The sequence below is a fragment of the Algicella marina genome (assembly GCF_009931615.1).
GTDB lineage: Bacteria > Pseudomonadota > Alphaproteobacteria > Rhodobacterales > Rhodobacteraceae > Algicella > Algicella marina.
Map to the genome: position 1 here is coordinate 421,539 of NZ_CP046620.1, position 15,879 is coordinate 437,417.

Annotated in this window: 13 protein-coding genes; 4 read left to right on the plus strand and 9 right to left on the minus strand. The window is 60.5% G+C overall.

The features are described from left to right. Positions 1-131: 131 nt before the first annotated feature. On the minus strand, positions 132-1,190 hold the full coding sequence (locus GO499_RS02215; protein ID WP_161860652.1) for an ExeA family protein: 1,059 nt from the start codon (positions 1,188-1,190) through the stop codon (positions 132-134). Between the two features lie 56 nt (positions 1,191-1,246). After that, positions 1,247-2,455, minus strand: a complete 1,209-nt coding sequence (epsE, locus tag GO499_RS02220; protein ID WP_161860653.1) for an exopolysaccharide biosynthesis GT4 family glycosyltransferase EpsE — start codon at positions 2,453-2,455, stop codon at positions 1,247-1,249. 341 nt (positions 2,456-2,796) lie between these two features. Between epsE and GO499_RS02225 the strand changes: the two genes are divergently transcribed. From GO499_RS02225 to GO499_RS02240, 4 genes are all read left to right on the plus strand, one after another. Then, positions 2,797-4,401 (plus strand): GMC oxidoreductase, encoded by a 1,605-nt coding sequence (locus GO499_RS02225; protein ID WP_161860654.1) that lies wholly within the window; start codon positions 2,797-2,799, stop codon positions 4,399-4,401. Continuing rightward, entirely contained in the window at positions 4,402-5,184 is a 783-nt protein-coding gene (locus tag GO499_RS02230; RefSeq protein ID WP_284154865.1) for an SDR family oxidoreductase, read from the plus strand. Between the two features lie 154 nt (positions 5,185-5,338). Next, positions 5,339-6,901 (plus strand): GumC family protein, encoded by a 1,563-nt coding sequence (locus tag GO499_RS02235; protein ID WP_161860655.1) that lies wholly within the window; start codon positions 5,339-5,341, stop codon positions 6,899-6,901. Between the two features lie 16 nt (positions 6,902-6,917). Further along, complete coding sequence (locus tag GO499_RS02240; RefSeq protein ID WP_161860656.1) at positions 6,918-7,748, plus strand: glycosyltransferase; 831 nt, start codon at positions 6,918-6,920, stop codon at positions 7,746-7,748. Here GO499_RS02240 and rfbA read toward each other — a convergent pair. The 7 genes from rfbA to GO499_RS02275 all read right to left on the minus strand — a co-directional run bounded on the left by rfbA (position 7,745) and on the right by GO499_RS02275 (position 15,847). After that, entirely contained in the window at positions 7,745-8,611 is an 867-nt protein-coding gene (gene rfbA / locus GO499_RS02245) for a glucose-1-phosphate thymidylyltransferase RfbA (RefSeq protein WP_161860657.1), read from the minus strand. The two genes, GO499_RS02240 and rfbA, sit on opposite strands and share 4 nt — an antisense overlap. Beyond that, the gene (rfbD, locus tag GO499_RS02250) at positions 8,604-9,455 is read right to left on the minus strand and encodes a dTDP-4-dehydrorhamnose reductase (protein ID WP_161860658.1); all 852 of its coding nucleotides are present in this window, start codon (positions 9,453-9,455) and stop codon (positions 8,604-8,606) included. The genes rfbA and rfbD overlap by 8 nt, the downstream gene beginning before the upstream one ends. Continuing rightward, positions 9,452-10,492 (minus strand): dTDP-glucose 4,6-dehydratase, encoded by a 1,041-nt coding sequence (gene rfbB, locus GO499_RS02255; RefSeq protein WP_161860659.1) that lies wholly within the window; start codon positions 10,490-10,492, stop codon positions 9,452-9,454. The genes rfbD and rfbB overlap by 4 nt, the downstream gene beginning before the upstream one ends. Next, positions 10,489-11,058, minus strand: a complete 570-nt coding sequence (rfbC, locus tag GO499_RS02260) for a dTDP-4-dehydrorhamnose 3,5-epimerase (RefSeq protein WP_161860660.1) — start codon at positions 11,056-11,058, stop codon at positions 10,489-10,491. The genes rfbB and rfbC overlap by 4 nt, the downstream gene beginning before the upstream one ends. Before the next feature lie 98 nt (positions 11,059-11,156). Further along, entirely contained in the window at positions 11,157-11,858 is a 702-nt protein-coding gene (locus GO499_RS02265) for a sugar transferase (RefSeq protein ID WP_161860661.1), read from the minus strand. 513 nt (positions 11,859-12,371) lie between these two features. Further along, positions 12,372-14,663 carry a calcium-binding protein gene (locus tag GO499_RS02270; protein WP_161860662.1) on the minus strand — a complete coding sequence of 764 codons (2,292 nt, stop codon included), beginning with the start codon at positions 14,661-14,663 and terminating at the stop codon, positions 12,372-12,374. After that, entirely contained in the window at positions 14,660-15,847 is a 1,188-nt protein-coding gene (locus GO499_RS02275) for a hypothetical protein (RefSeq protein WP_161860663.1), read from the minus strand. The genes GO499_RS02270 and GO499_RS02275 overlap by 4 nt, the downstream gene beginning before the upstream one ends. Positions 15,848-15,879 lie beyond the last annotated feature (32 nt).

Consider the following 15,879-nt stretch of genomic DNA (forward strand, 5'->3'; position numbering starts at 1 on the left):
GGCTCACGAAACCCAGCGCATTTGGTTGCAAGTTTATGGCCACTGGCGGCCATGACAAAGGAAAACCGCCGCTTCGGCCGGATGGACGCAGCGCAGAGGTGCGCATTTGCAACATGCAGGCTGCGGAATGTTCACCGTTTGTTGGAGCGGTTTCGGGGGTGGCGCATGAACAGCGGATCCGGCGCCGGGCCGAGTCGGGGTGCCTTCGGCTGCTCCACCGTGGTCTGCACGGTGGGAGGAGGCGGTTCGGTGTCGTCCTCGTCACGGGGCGGTGCCTTTAGATCCGGCACGCCGCCAAGGCGCGGCGCAGGCACGGACTTGTCCCGCTTGGACTTCGGGGCGAGAGACAGGAAATGACCCTCCGCCATGCGGTCACGGACGACGAGGTCGACGATTTCGGAGTTCACTTCGTCCTGACCGGCGCCGTAAGCATAGACGAGGGCATAGTCGCAGATCTGGCTGACGCGGCGGGGCAGGCCGCCCGTGGCCCGGAAGATGCCCGCCATGGCGCCGGGCGTGAAGATGGCGGGGTTGGCACCAGCCGCTTCCAGACGATGGGCGATCATGCCTTCGACGGCTTCCAGATCCATCGCCGGAATATGGTAATCCGCGGACACCCGCTGCGCGAAGGGCAGCAGTTCTGGCCGGGACAGTGTCTCGCGCAAACCCGGTTGGCCGAACAGCACCAGTTGCAGCAGGGAGTCGCTGTCGGCATTGATGTTGGTGAAAAGCCGCAACTCCTCCAGTGTTTCGATCGAGAGGTTCTGTGCCTCATCGAAGATCAACAGTGTCCGCCGCCCGGCCTGAAATTCGCTGATGAGGAAGGACTGGAACTGGGCGTGAAGCCGAACGTAGCCAATCTCCGGGTTACTCTCCTGACCGAGCGCCAACAGCACCCAGTGCAGCAGTTCTGCTCTCCCGCCACCGGCCGTGGAGACCAGCCCGGCGGAAACATCGGGGCCGATATTGCGTAGCAGGTGGCGCAGGAGAGAGGTCTTGCCTGTGCCGACTTCGCCGGTGATCACGGTGATCGGTGCGCCACTCATCAAACCGTAATCCAGCATCGTGTAGGCTTGCCTGTGGGCATCCGACCAATACAGGTATTCAGGGTCCGGTTGGGACGAGAACGGGCGTTCGTTCATTCCGAAATGGGAAAGGACGATTTCTCTGCCCTGGGCGTCTACAGACATTCAGCGAACCCTTGCCGACTGGGAAACAAAACACATATCTGATCCATGATATGCGGTCAAATGACGAGGCTTTCAACTTCGTTGAGGATTGTCTCCGCGCCGAGGCTGGAGCGGAACGCTTTGACGATCCTCTGACGCCCCTGTTTTGCAACGGTTTCCGCCTCCTCGGGGTTCCCGATTATTCTTTCCAGCGTGTCGGCCAGCGCCTGAGGTGACCTGGGTTCGACAAGATAGCCGTCGACGCCATCCGTGATCAGTTCTCGGACGCCGCCGGCTGCGGTGCCCACAGTCGGAACCTCGCAACTCATTGCTTCCATATAGGCGACGCCGAGCGGTTCGTGCCAGCTTGCGAGCACGAAGATATGCGCCTCCAGCAGTTTCTGTCGTACGGCGTCAGCATCGATCGCGCCCAGCATCGTAACCCGGTCCGCCAGACCTTCTGCGGCGATCTTTTCCTCAAGCACCTTGCGGAATCCGCTGCCCCCGGCATCGTCTTCGCCGGCAATTTCCAGTGTGGCATCGATGCCCCGTGCAGTCAGCATTGCGATGGCGTCACACAGGTCCTGATGCCCCTTGACGACGTTCAGGCGACCACATGCAAAGATGCGCACCGGCTCGCGGGGTTGCGGCGGTGTGTATGGTTCCGACCGCTTAAGTGTCTCGACATCCACACCCATCGCCTGCACGCGCAGAACGGGCGGCAGGTTGCCGGCGAGGTCCGTCTGCACTTCAGCCAGCAGCTTTTCAGTAATGATCGTCGCGAAGGCGGCGTGGCGCCATTTTAGCGGCTGGCCGATTCCGTAATCCGACATCGGGCCGTGCAGCGTCAGCGAATAGGACAAACCATGCATCAGTTTGGCCAGTGCCGCGATCAGGGCGGAGCGGCCACAGGAGTGAACATGGACATGTCTTGCGCCACGCGCCTTCGCCTGCCGGGCAAGCTCTCTGGCGGCGGGGGCGCAGAGGAGGATTTCCTTGAGCAGGCCCTTACCTTCCTGCCGTATGTCTGCGCGCAGGTGCTTCCACGGGATCGCGGCAAGCGCCTGCGCGGCAGACAACGGGCGGAGGTTGAACAAATAGGTCGTGCGGGCAATTGCGGCTTGGGACCAGGCGTGAGAGATCAGGCCCGCTGGCGGCATTCGGGTGCTGAATACCTCCACCCCGGTACCGCGGGCCTCGACCTCCCCGATCTCACGCCAGAAGAACATGTGGGTCTGGCCGGGAAACTGAGGAATCAGATAGGCGATCTTCCCGATTTTCGGCATGGAAACTTCCCAGACATTTGCAACTCGACAACAATATGCGGCCTGATCGTGCGGCCCTGAGCAAGAGCGCTACCATCTCGTCCACCTCCAGCCAAGCGGCAGACCGCACTTGCACACCTGCAACTGCCACAACTTTGACAATTGCCACGTTTACGCTGGTTTAAGTGGCACTGCGGCACTGCAGCAATGGACTTAAGATGCCCACGCATTTACGATTTTCACGACGATGTCTGGCCTCGATGGCGTGGCATCGGGGGTATAGACAGGGTTCTCGATGAGTTTGGACACTCCATTCGCTTTCGCGCCTGTGCATCGCATGGTTGGCGAAGGAACGGTCTGAGATGGGCATTCAGCAAACGGCTGCAGAACTGGCGGAACGCCACTGGGACGTGATCGTGATCGGCACGGGGATCGGCGGTGGCACGCTGGGCCGCAGGCTGGCGGAAGCCGGACGATCCGTGTTGTTTCTCGAATTCGGGCAGGCGGGCTATCGGCGCGAGCAGCAGGGACTGGATTCGGAACTGGGTGACAGAACGGCGCGTGAGTTGCGCGGCTACTGGCCGGTGCCGATGCGGGCGCGGATCGATGGCCGGGAGAGCACCTTCTACAGCCCGACGGGAGCAGGTGTCGGCGGATCTTCGGTGTTCTATGCCGCATCGCTGGAGCGCCCGGAACCACATGATTTGGACGACAGTCCGGAGCGACCGCACCCTACGGGTGGCTGGCCGGTGAGCTATGCCGATTTCGCGCCTTACCTGACCGAGGCCGAAAGGATGTACCACGTTTGTGGCACGCCGGACCCGCTGGGCAGCGACACGGCTGATGGCATCTGTGAACCGCCGGATATGACTACGGGCGACGTGGCGATGCTGAAGGGGCTGGAAGCCTCCGGCCTGCACCCCTATCGGGTGCATATGGGCTTGAAGTATCTACGGGATTGCCAGGAATGCATCGGATTCAAATGCCCACGCTCGTGCAAGATGGATGGCCGCTCCGCCGGAGTGGAGCCGGCATTGGCGACGGGGCGAGCGAGCTTGCTGACGGGCTGCCGGGTGCGCAGGCTGGAGCATGCGGATGGCAGGGTGCAGGCCGTGGTGGCGGATGTCGCTGGCGGAGAGATGCGGTTTCATGCTGATGAGTTCGTGCTGGCGGCGGGCGCGTTGAGCTCTCCGCGTGTCCTGCTTGCCTCCAAATCGGAAGAGGCGACCGAAGGCCTCGGCAATTCGGCGGGCCTGGTCGGTCGCGGGCTGATGTTCCACCTCAATGAGATGATCGCACTCTGGCCAAAACGCGGTACGGAGTTCGCGGGTCCGACCAAGGCGCTGGCGCTTCGGGACTTCTATTATCGCGAGGGCGCGCGGTTCGGCAGTTTTCAGGCGATGGGTGTCGATGCCACCTATGGCAGTATCGTCCATTTCCTGAACGGCATGTTCGACCGGTCTTTCCTGCGCCGGTTCAGGACCTTGCGCGAATTCACCCGCATTCCGGCGGCAATCGCTGCAAAACTGTTCGGCGACGCCAAGATCTTTACCGGTATCCTCGAAGACTTGCCCTATCCTGAAAACCGGGTGTTGCTGAGCGCTGAGAACCCCGACGAGATCATTGTGGAATACAACCTTGCCCGCGAACTTCTGGAGCGCCGACGTAAATTTCGGCGCGCGATCCGCAAGGGACTGAAAGGGCACCGCTTTTTCTTTCTCGGCTTCGGACCGGAACTGAATTTCGGCCATCCCTGTGGGACGTTGCCGTTCGGTGCCCAGCAGGCCAACAGCGTTCTGGACATGGAATGCCGGGTCCACGGTGTGGCCAACCTGACGGTGGCCGATGCTTCCTTCATGCCCACATCGACGGGGGTCAACCCGAGCCTGACAATTGCCGCCAATGCACTGCGGGTGGCCGATTGCATGCTGGCGCGCGGTACGGTGGAAATGCAGGAGGCTGTCTGAGTGACGATCGAGAACGGGCGGATCAGCGGCGGTATCGCCGTGATAACGGGTGCCGGCGCAGGGCTAGGCCGGGCGCTATCCTTGCGTCTGGCGGCGGCGGGATTGACAGTCGCGGGTTTGGGGCGTCGGCTGGAGCCGCTGGAAGAAACCGGCGCGGCTGCCGATGGACGCTTCGTTCCGATTGTTGCCGATGTTGCCGATGCCGCGGCGGTTCGCGCGGCCTTCGCACAGATCGACACGCTGGGCGGCGATATCGCCATCCTGATCAACAATGCCGCCATCTACGAGCGTTTCGACTTTCTTGCAGAACCTCCGGAAGTCTACATGCGCTCGGTCAATGTCAATCTCGGCGGGACGATAGCTTGTTGCCACCAAGCGCTGTCGCGGATGGTGGAACGCGGCAACGGCCGGATTGTCAACGTTACCACATTCGCCGATCTCGCGCCGTTGCCAGGCAGTTCGGCCTACAGCGTTTCCAAGGGGGCCGGCCGGATTTTCACGCGTGCGCTGATCGCCGACATGGGCGACCGCTTCCCCGATATTGTCATCAACGACTGGATACCCGGCGCACTGGCAACGCAAATGGGCATCGCCGACGGTATCGTGCCGGAGCAAGCGGCGGCGTGGGGGGCGGAGTTGGCCCTGCAGCACGACCGCAGCCTGATGGGCACCCTGTTCGACCGCGACCGCGAAGTTTTGCCACCCCGATCCCTCAAGGGCAGAATTCGCGATCTTGTGCTCTTTCAGCCCAAACGGGTGGCGAGGGTGATGAATTCTGCGTGAAGAACAGGCAGCGATTTAAGGATATGTGTCCTTGAGCACTGTTTTTCCTTTGCTCGCGGGCGTATAGGATATGATGTGAGCAGCGGACATTGCGCGCTTGCATGTACAGAGTGGGCGGCTCAGGCGAGCCGATGTTTTGGGTGGGTAGCAAGAAATGACGGAACAGCTTCAGATCGTTGCGGAAATGGCTCGGATGCTCCGCCGCCGTATCCTGCTTTTCCTTGTCATTTGTGTAATCGGTCTCAGCGCCTCGATCTACTACGCTGTCAGCCAGAACAAGCTCTACATGGCGACCGCCTCCATTCAGATCCAGCGACCGCAGGTGTCTGACGATCTCGCCCGGTCGACCGCCGACAGTTCCGTGGCAGAGCGTGTGCAGCAGATTGAGCAACGCCTGATGGCCCGCAGTAACATGATCGAGGTGATCGAGGATCTTGGCCTGTTTGCCGATACCCCGGACCTTCCTGTCAACCTGCAGGTGGAGACGCTCAGGGAAGCGACGCAGATCAACACGGTCGCAGCGCCCAGCGCAGGTTACGGCCCGAACAGCACGCCCTCGGCCCTGTTTATCTCCGTGACGCTTGATGATGCGCAGCTTGCGGCCGACACGACAAACCGGTTCGTGGAATCGGTTCTTGCCCAGAATGAGCAGAAGCGGACGGAACTGGCCCGGCAGACGTTTGAATTCTTCCAGGAGGAAGAAAACCGCATCGCCGAGGCCATTGTCGAACTTGAGCGTGAGATCGCAAATTTCAAGAACAAGAACCTCGATGCGCTGCCTGAAGGTCTGAGTGACCGGCGCCAGGAAATCGGCCGTCTGCAGAGCACTGAACTGGACATTGACACCCGGATACTTGCCTTGGAGCAGGAACGCGACCTGCTGAAAACCGGGCAGGCACCGGTGGTCGACAACGCGACACGCAGTCCCGAATACGAGGAACTGCGCCAGTTGGAAGTGGAACTGGCAGAACGAAGCCGCGTTCTTGCACCCAACCATCCGACAATCCTGCAATTGCAGCGCCAGATCGCCTCTGTCGAGACAGGCTCCACCCAGTTGCGCGAAACGGCCATCGACGCCCAGGTGCAAATGAAGGATCGCCAGATTGCATCCTTGGAGAAGCAGAAGGAAGCGCTGACCAAACGCCGCGAAGAACTTGAATCTTCAGTCAGCGAAATGCCGCGTGTCACGATGGAATTGAACGCGCTCGATCGCCGGTTGGAGCAGTTGCAGAGCCAGTACAACGTTGTTTCCGTTCGGCGAGTGGAGGCCGAGACCGGCCAGCGGTTGGAGGAAACCCGGCAGTCGGAGCAATTCGTGGTACTGGAAACGGCGCTTGTGCCGGAAGTGTCCATCAGTGCCAGCCGCAAGAAACTCGCGCTCATGGGGCTGGCGGCGACTTTTGTCGTAGCATTCGGCATTGTTTGGTTGTTGGAACTGATCAACCCGGTAATCCGCTGCACCAGCCAGATGCAACGGCGGCTGGACCTTAGCCCGGTGGTTGCCATCCCGTATGTGCCGACATTCTGGGAGTTGCAGCGCCGTCGCATCGCCTGGACCGTGGCGATCGTGGCGCTGATCATCGGCGCACCCTTTGCCATCAACGCAATCGACAAGAACGTGATGCCCATCGAGGAGATCGCCGCGAAGGCCGGGCTGGAAGGGTTGTTGAAGGGCAGTTCCGATCCAGTATCCGCATCCACGGAAGCCAACGGCTGAGCCGACCTGTGAACAGATGCTGAGCGTCATCATTCCGGCCAACAACGAGGAGGGCTATATCTCGGCCTGCCTCGATGCGGTTATGGCGTCCGATTGGCCCGCGAGTCGGCCGTCACCGGACGTGATTGTCGTCGCCAATGGCTGCACTGACAACACTGCGGAGATCGCGCGGGACTATGCGGACCGGTTTGCTGCCAAGGGCTGGGGTTACACTGTTCTGAACCTGGCCAAGGGCGACAAGATGAACGCTCTCAACAAGGGCGACGGCGCTGCCAGCCATGCGGCCCGCGCCTATCTTGATGCCGATGTCATTCTCTCCCCCGGTGTGTTGACGGAAATCGCCAGGGTTCTGGACCGCCCGGAACCCTGTTACGCCAGCGGCACGCCGCTGGTGAAGGAAGCCCGGAGCTGGGCAACGCGGGCCTATCGCCGCATCTACTTGCGGGTGCCATTCATGCAGACCGGTGTACCGGGTTTCGGCATCTATGCGGTCAACGGCCCGGGGCGGGCCCGCTGGGGCGATTTCCCCGATATCATATCGGACGACACGTTCGTGCGGCTGAACTTTGCCCCGCGGGAACGCCATGCCGTGCCGTCGCGACATGAATGGCCGATGGTCGAGGGCTTCGACAAACTCGTGAAGGTGCGGCGGAGACAGGATCTCGGAGTTCAGGAGATCGAGGCAAGATACCCGGACCTGCTGAAGAACGACGACAAGACGCGACTGGGCAAGGGCGGAGCGCTGAAACTGGCAGCCTCCGATCCTGTCGGCTTCGGCGTCTATGTCGCCGTTGCGCTGGCCGTGCGTTTCGGCAAGGGCAAAGCGGGCTGGACGCGCGGGCGTTAGCCGATCAATCGCAGCAGGTAGCGGCCGTATTCAGTCTTGATGTACTTCTGGGCCTGCCGCTCAAGCTCTGACGCGTCTATCCAGCCTTTCAGATAGGCCACCTCTTCCGGACAACCGATCTTCAGGCCCTGCCGCTTCTCCAGCGTCTGAACGAAAGCGCCAGCATCCAGCAGGCTTTCGTGGGTGCCGGTATCGAGCCAGCCGTAACCGCGGCCCATGGTCGTGACGTTGAGGTCGCCTGCTTCCAGATACATTTGCAGGAGGTCCGCAATCTCCAGTTCTCCCCGACCCGAAGGTTTCAGGGTCTTCGCCCATTCCGGCGCTCGGCCATCGAGAAAGTAGAGCCCGGTGACGGCGAAGTTCGATGGCGGTACAGCCGGTTTTTCGACAATTTTCGTGGCACGGCCGTCAGCGTCGAAATCCACCACGCCATAGCGCTCGGGATCGCTGACCTGGTAACCGAAGACGGTACCACCTTCGAGTCGCGCCGCAGCCTCCAGCAGCAGGCCCTGAAAGCCGTGGCCGTAAAAGATATTGTCGCCGACCACCATCGCGGAAGGGCCGCCTTCAAGAAAATCCTCCGCCAGCAGATACGCCTGCGCCAAGCCGTCGGGGCTGTTCTGAACGATCCAGTCGATCGTCATCCCCCATTGGCTGCCATCACCCAGCAGGCGCTTGAATGCGGATTGGTCGTCGGGTGTCGTGATCAGCGCCACTTCTTGGACACCGGCAAGCATCAAAACGGTTAGAGGATAGTAGATCATCGGCTTGTCATAGAGCGGCAAGAGCTGCTTGTTGACGGCCTGCGTGATCGGATAGAGCCGCGTGCCGGAGCCGCCGGCCATGATGACGCCCTTACGCATGTGCAACCTCGTTCAATACTTCCTGAAGGTTTGCCCGCCAGTCCGGCCGGGCAATCCCGAATGTCTGCTGCAACCGTGAACAGTCGAGCCGGGAATTCAGCGGTCGGCAGGCCGGTGTAGGGTAGTTGGCTGTCGGTATGTCTTCGACCGTGCAGCCCAGTTCCGCTTCGCGAAAGATCGTCCGCGCGAAATCGGCCCAACTGACATCCGGAGCGCCGGAAAAGTGAAACAGGCCCGTCGCGCCGCGCCGTTCGCTCAACTCGCCAGCCATGTGGATGAGTGCATCAGCAATGGCACTGGCCGGCGTCGGCCCACCGATCTGATCAGCGACAATGCGTAGAGAGGGGCGTTCGGCACCGAGACGCAACATGGTTTTCACGAAGTTCGATCCGTGGCGAGAGAAGACCCATGACGTTCGCAGTATTGCCGCCGTGGCGCCCGAGGCGAGAATGGCGTTCTCGCCCGCCAGCTTGCTCCGGCCGTAGGCCGAAAGTGGCGCCGTCAGATCCTCGGGTGACCACGGCCTGCTCCCGCTGCCGTCGAAGACGTAATCCGTCGAGACATGCAGAAAGGGAATATCCAGGGTGCGGCAAGCTTCGGCCATTGCTCCGGGCGCATCGCCGTTGATGCGCGTGGCGAGGGCTTCCTCGTCTTCCGCCTTGTCGACGGCAGTGTAGGCGGCGGCATTGAACACAGCCTGAGGCGCGGCCGTCAGGATGGCGCTGCGGCAGGCTTCGGGCTGCGAAAGGTCTGCCTCTGCGCGACTGAGAAACGTCATGCCTGTGCCGCGCGCCGCAAGCTCGCGCGCCACCTGGCCGGTGGCCCCGAAAACCAGAACAGTCATGTGCCTGTCCCCAAGCGCTTGCCGACACCATCACGCTCCAGCAACGGCCGCCACCAGGCCTCGTTTTCCAGATACCAGTCCACCGTCCTGCGCAGTCCCTCTTCCAGCGTCACGCTCGGCCGCCAGCCCAGTTCGTCGCGCAGACGGGTGGGGTCGATCGCATAGCGGGCATCATGTCCCGGTCTGTCCTCAACGAATGTGACAAGCCGCTCATGCGGTGCGTCTTGCGGGCGCTTTTGATCGAGTATCGCGCAGATCATCTGCACCAGGTCGATGTTCCGGGCCTCGTTCTCGCCACCGATGTTGTAAACGCGCCCGACAACGCCTTCCCGTACCACATGCAGCAGAGCGGCCGCGTGATCTTCGACAAACAGCCAGTCCCGCACGTTCTCACCCTTGCCGTATACTGGGATTGCCTTGCCGGCGAGCGCGTTGAGTATGACAACCGGGATCAGTTTCTCCGGAAAGTGGAAAGGACCGTAGTTGTTGGAACAGTTGGTGATGAGCACCGGGAGGCCATAAGTTTCGCCCCACGCGCGGGCCAGATGGTCGGAAGCGGCTTTGGAGGCAGAATAGGGCGAGTTGGGCGCATAAGCTGTTTGCTCGGTAAAAAGGCCTTCGGCACCAAGACTCCCATAAACCTCATCAGTGGAGATGTGGTGGAAGCGGAATGTCTCGGGGCGGCCCCGACCTTCCCAATAGGCGCGAGCAGCCTCCAGCAGCGCGTAGGTGCCGGTAATGTTGGTTTCGATGAAGGCCGCAGGCCCGTCGATGGACCTGTCAACATGACTTTCGGCCGCGAGATGCATCACCGCGTCGGGCTGATGTTCGGCAAGGGCGCTATCCACCGCCGTCCGGTCGCGAATATCGGCCTGAACAAAGGCGTAGTTCGGGTGGCCTGCGACGGATGCGACATTTGCGATATTGGCCGCATAGGTCAAAGCGTCGAGGTTGACGACTTCGAGACCCTCGGCAATCGCCTGCCGCACGACCGCCGAGCCGATGAAACCGGCGCCACCGGTTACGAGAATTTTCATGGTACCGCCTGATAAGTGAATGGGCTGTCGAGATCTGCAAAGGCTGATGCCTCGGCGTCCTTCGCGGAAAGCACGGTGTCTTTCATCTCCAGCCCCCAGTCGATTGCCAGATCGGGGTCGTCGAAACGAACGGCCCCCTCGGTCTCCGGCGCATAGTAGTCACTGCATTTGTAAAGAACATCGCAATCCGGCGTCAGTGTGGCGAAGCCGTGCAGGAACCCCTTGGGAATGAGTAATTGTAGACCGTTCTCGGCCGAAAGCTCCTGCGCCACCCAACGACCGTACGTCGGGGAACCGCAGCGAATGTCGACAGCCACGTCCATGATGCGGCCGCGCACGCAACGCACGAGTTTGTCCTGCGCGACCGGCGGTGCCTGGAAGTGCAGCCCGCGCACGGTGCCGCGCTGGGCAGAGAGTGACTGGTTGTCCTGGCAGAAGTCGATGTCGAGCCCGGCCTCTCCCAGTGCCCTGCGATTCCATGTTTCGGAAAAGAAGCCGCGCTGGTCTCCGAACCGCCGCGGTTTCAGCACCATGACGCCCTCCAAAGCGGTTGGCGTGATCTCCATGGCTATTTCTCCTTCGCCTGAATGAGAAACGGCGGCCGGAGCCGCCGTCGGTCTAACTTCGTTTTGATAGCCGGAACGCTGGGCGCTAGGGCCTTCTTTCAGTGACCCGTGGCCCGAACAACCACACCGAAGGTCCGCAGCAGTACGGTGAGGTCGGTGTAGAAAGACAGGGCGGTGTTGTACTTGCCATCGTACCGGGCACGGGACGAGAAGGAAGACTCGTTGCGCTCAGAAATCTGCCAGAAGCCGGTGATGCCCGGACGAAGCTGGAAGTAGGCGTGCCCGGGATAGAGCGTCACCTGTTCCGGCATCATCGGACGCGGCCCGACTAGCGACATGTCACCGACCAGCACATTCCACAGCTGCGTCAACTCATCCAACGATGTCTTACGAAGGAAACGGCCCAGTGGTGTGATGCGCGGATCGTTCTTCAGCTTCTGCGTTGCGTTCCACTCCACCCGCGCCGCCGGGTTGGCGGCCAGGTACGCTTCCAGCTTGTCCTTGGCGTTGGGCACCATCGTCCGCAGCTTCCAGAAGCGAAAGCGGCGACCAGCGCGACCGATGCGATACTGCCAGTAAAAAGGGTTCTTGCCGTCCTGCAGAAATAGCAGCAGGGCGAAGAGACCGATAACCGGTGCGACAACAGGAAGGGAGAGAACCACCATTGCAACATCAAGGCAGCGTTTCACGCCGTTCCGATAGATGCGCGGAGTATCTTTCAAAAACCTGTCATGGGAATGTTCTGAGTTGGCACCCCCCACGGTGCCGGCGGCAAACGCGCCGTTGGAAAACTCGACCATCGAACTACAAACCCCCAAAGAAACCATCATTACCATTCACTCAACCCGAGCACATAATCGGCAAACTTTCGCCGGTTGCGTTGCCGGTTTCGGGTCCCTCAACCCTCTGCCGACCGCTCGAAAACTACCCTGTTCATATCGCAAATTTTGCTAGATTTGACAAGATAGCTTTAAGCGTCTGGAAACCATACTGCACAAATAATGCATGGTTCCTGTTTGAAATGTGACATTTCGCAGACTTTCCCAAATTCACTGCCTTTGCGGTGATCAACTGCCCGTTTTGCAGCGCAGCATCGTTTCCGCATTGCACCAATCAACGTTTCAAAGGGAAATCAGTTCCAATTCGCTAACGAATGAAAATATTCGGTTGACTGGATTTGTCGACGGCGGGGTGATTCCGGCTCGATTGCGTAGGAAATGCGGAAAATTCCTGATCACATTCTGAAGGCGGCAAGTGAATAAATTCCGCGAAGTGATTTTTTTTCAACCAGTAGGTGTGCAATCGGCGACTCACTACCTCACGATGGTATCCAGACGGATTCTCTCATCCGGCTTGTCGGAGAAAACCACCGTCTCTATGGCGACGAGCCAGGTCGTCACGCTGTTCCGGGAAGCGAGGAGGGCAGGGCCCTCTCGCCTGAACTCGTAATCCTGACGGGAGCCAGTAAGGATCGCGACGTCTTCGCCGGCGCCGCCGTGAAGATGGTCCGCGCCGCCACTTGCCATCAGCGTATCATCTCCGGGGCCACCGAGCAGTACATCCTCCTCGTAGGTGCCTTTCAACATATCGTTCTGTTCAGTTCCACGCAGATGGACACCCTGATCAAACGCTTCCGGCAGGCGGTCCTCCCACCATGCCGGTTCGGACTCGTTAAAGCGCTGCAGGGTATCCCATCGCGGGTTCTCATCCTCCAGATGCCTCAAAGATCCCCAGGAACCCCACGGGCTCGGGTCCGAAACATCGACGAATGCGTTGAACAGCGTTCCCCCGGCCGCTTTCCAGCCGTCGAGCAATTCCGAGTAAAGCGCCGCCATCTCCGGTGTATAATTGAAGTGGTTGAAATATTCGGTCAAAGCCTCGTTCTGGACGGCCTCGCCGACGCCGACGATATGGGTTCCACCTTCATACATCACCATCTGCAGTCCGGCGGCGGTAGCAGCGGCAGCATGATAGGGCAGGGTGTCGCGGATCAACTCACCAAGGGAGCCAGCCCGCAGGGCATCGGCGGTTACCTTGCTGGCCTGATCGTAGCGATGTTCGGAAACAAAAGCTGCACGGGCGGCGTCGGAAAGATCTTTGGCCTCCGCCTCGGCTTCGGCGGCCGCGTGACTGTCATCGATCCAGCCCAATACCTCTTCCACCCGGTCCAATCCGAGTTCGATGCCAAAATATCCGGTGACGGCATAGGCATCGAAATAGGTTGCCGGCCGGTCGCGGCCCGTCTCGGTTGTCCAAAGTGGCGCGTCAAGGAAGTAGTTTTCCAACCCTGGCCAACCGGTATGAGTGGCGATGACGTTGATGACCCGCGCCTCCGCTTCTGGCCCATAGACGTCATCCCAGATCATCGCCACCTCTGCAGCCCGTCCGCCGTAGAACTGCATCCAGCCGCCGTCGTTGGCCGCCTCCGCTCCCCAGCGGGTCTCGGCCTGCGCGGCGGCCCAATGCGTCTGCTGGAAGGAGTAGTTCCACATCTCGTTGGAATATTCGACGTAACTGCGGAGTTCGGGGTCCAGATGGTCGCGCACATACTCCGCGAACCGGCGGACGTATTCGTCGTCTGCCTGATGCGGCATGTTGAACCACGGATCGGCCCCGATCTGGTTTGCCAGGGCGATCATGATCTCCACCGGTACGCCGCTGTCAGTATAGGTATAGCGGTCAAGTGACGGACGTTCCGCCCAACCGGTAACAGCGCTGTTGTTTGTCTGCATCCAGTCCATGAAACGAATCGACCGAAGGTCTTCGATCTTTTCGATCCAGTCCGGGTTGAACAGGACACCGGCTTCCATTGCCTCGATATTGCTTTCGTGCACCAGACGGAGGTTGCGGATGTAGTTTTCCGGGTTTGTCCGTGTGATCGAAATGGCAACCCCGCCATCGCCGGGGGTGAAACGGAACCAGATGGCGTTGGGGCGGGGAGAGATGCCACTGATGTTTGCCCCCAGCACCTCGATGTCGCCCTCGCCCTCCCAAGTCAGGCGGTAGCGGCCGATCAGGTTTGTCGATTCTTCCGGCAACGACGTCAAAACCACCGTCTGAACCGAACTGACGTTTTCGGGGATTGCCTTCAACCAGCCGGACTGATCCATGAAGCCGTCTGCGCGCAGGGCATCATGATCGTACCCTCCCCACTGTTCGCCGACATGGCCAGTCCACGGGCGCGCGAATTTCATCAGGTCGATGAATGGCATCTGCGCCGACCAGTCGGCCAGGCCTTCGAGCCCCATGCCAAGCGAGGGCGTGGCGTGTTTCACCTCGGGCCACACGATTTCCGGCGCCGGTGGTGGCATGGCCTGTGCAACCTGCACCTCCTCCTCATATTCTGGCTCCGGGATTTCGGTCGGCATCTCCGGCAGAAAGGCCTGGCCGTCCAGTATCGTGCCGTCCAGCACCTTTCGCTGGCCGTCCGTGTCCGGCCCTGACCATTCCAGGGTCAATGTCTGCGCCGGTGCACTATTAATTTGCCGGATTTCAATTTCGTGCAGGCCATCGTCCACTGAAATCGGGGTCTGCTCCGTACCGCGCACCGCGGTCAGGATCGTCTTTCCGTCGAGCTTGAAGGCCGCCGCTTCACCCGATGTCAAAAAAAAACGTAGTCGCCGCCCTTCCGGACCTCCAATGGCGCAACGAACCGCAGGGCGTGAGGAACCGTACTGTCGCCATCGAAGGCCGGACGGGTAAAGTCCTGCCAGGCCAACCTGTCCACGACAGTGGTGAATGCAGGCCTGCCACTGAAATCAACGTCCGCAAGCTGTGTGGCAGGCGATGCAAGCGGAAAGATCTCCGCCTTGTAACCGGGCCCGGCGAATTCCATGACTGGCAGACCGTTCACGGCATCCGCGAAGTCCGTCTCCGGCTCGCTTGCTTCGGGCAGCGCGGCGATGGTGCGTTTGTCCCGCATCTGCCAGACGGCCTCACGAATATCTGGATAGCGGGCGCGAACCTTGGCGTTGACTGAGGCGGGAATTGCGAAGTTCTGCGGCGGGCGTTCGCCGTAGAGATGGACGTAGGTGACAAGGCTGGCGAGGAAATAAAGCGTCGGCTTGCCGTGGGGTGCATCATCCTCGTAGAGGTCTGTCACCGGAACGTCCTTGAGCAGCCCGGTAAAAAGGTTCGCCATCACCGGACCGGCCGGAATCAGCGAGACATTTGCATCTGGTCGCGCGTTCCTGACACCGGAATAGAGTGCCTCGAACCAGTCATTGAAGCTGCCGACGGTAACGGAATTGTACTTGGCAAACCCTTGTGCAGAGGGGGGGAAGCTTCCGACCGTACCCGCCATGTCCGGCCAGTTCACGTAGATCTGCACGGCAATGCCGGGCTGTTGCTGATTGAACCAGTCAACCGCTTCAATAATGTCTGACACCGGCGAGATGCCGCGCGGGTTGTCGCCGTCATACGGTTCGGTTGGAGGTTTGTACTGGGCGTAGTTCAGAGCCGTCACCATCGCGTGGGTGTAACCGGAAGACGCGAAGGAACCTCGATCCGCCCGCTGCACGCCGGGCAGGCCCCATTGGTTGTAGGGCGGTACGTGTTGCATGAAGCCATGGCCGTGAAACTGGCCTTCCATCGCGTAGGTATTGCCTGCTGCCCGAGCAAGTTGTGCCAGCCAGTAAGGTACAGTGGTTTCGGGCGTGTCCGAGACGTGGTTTATCAGGCTGTGGCCGTAGATGTAATTTCGCACGTCCTTGGCGGTGGCCGACATCGGCAGCAGGATCAGCGAACAGGTACACATAGCCTTCAGAAACCGTCTTACACCCGTTCGCATTCGTCACTCCCCTATCGCGTTCTAGGAATTTA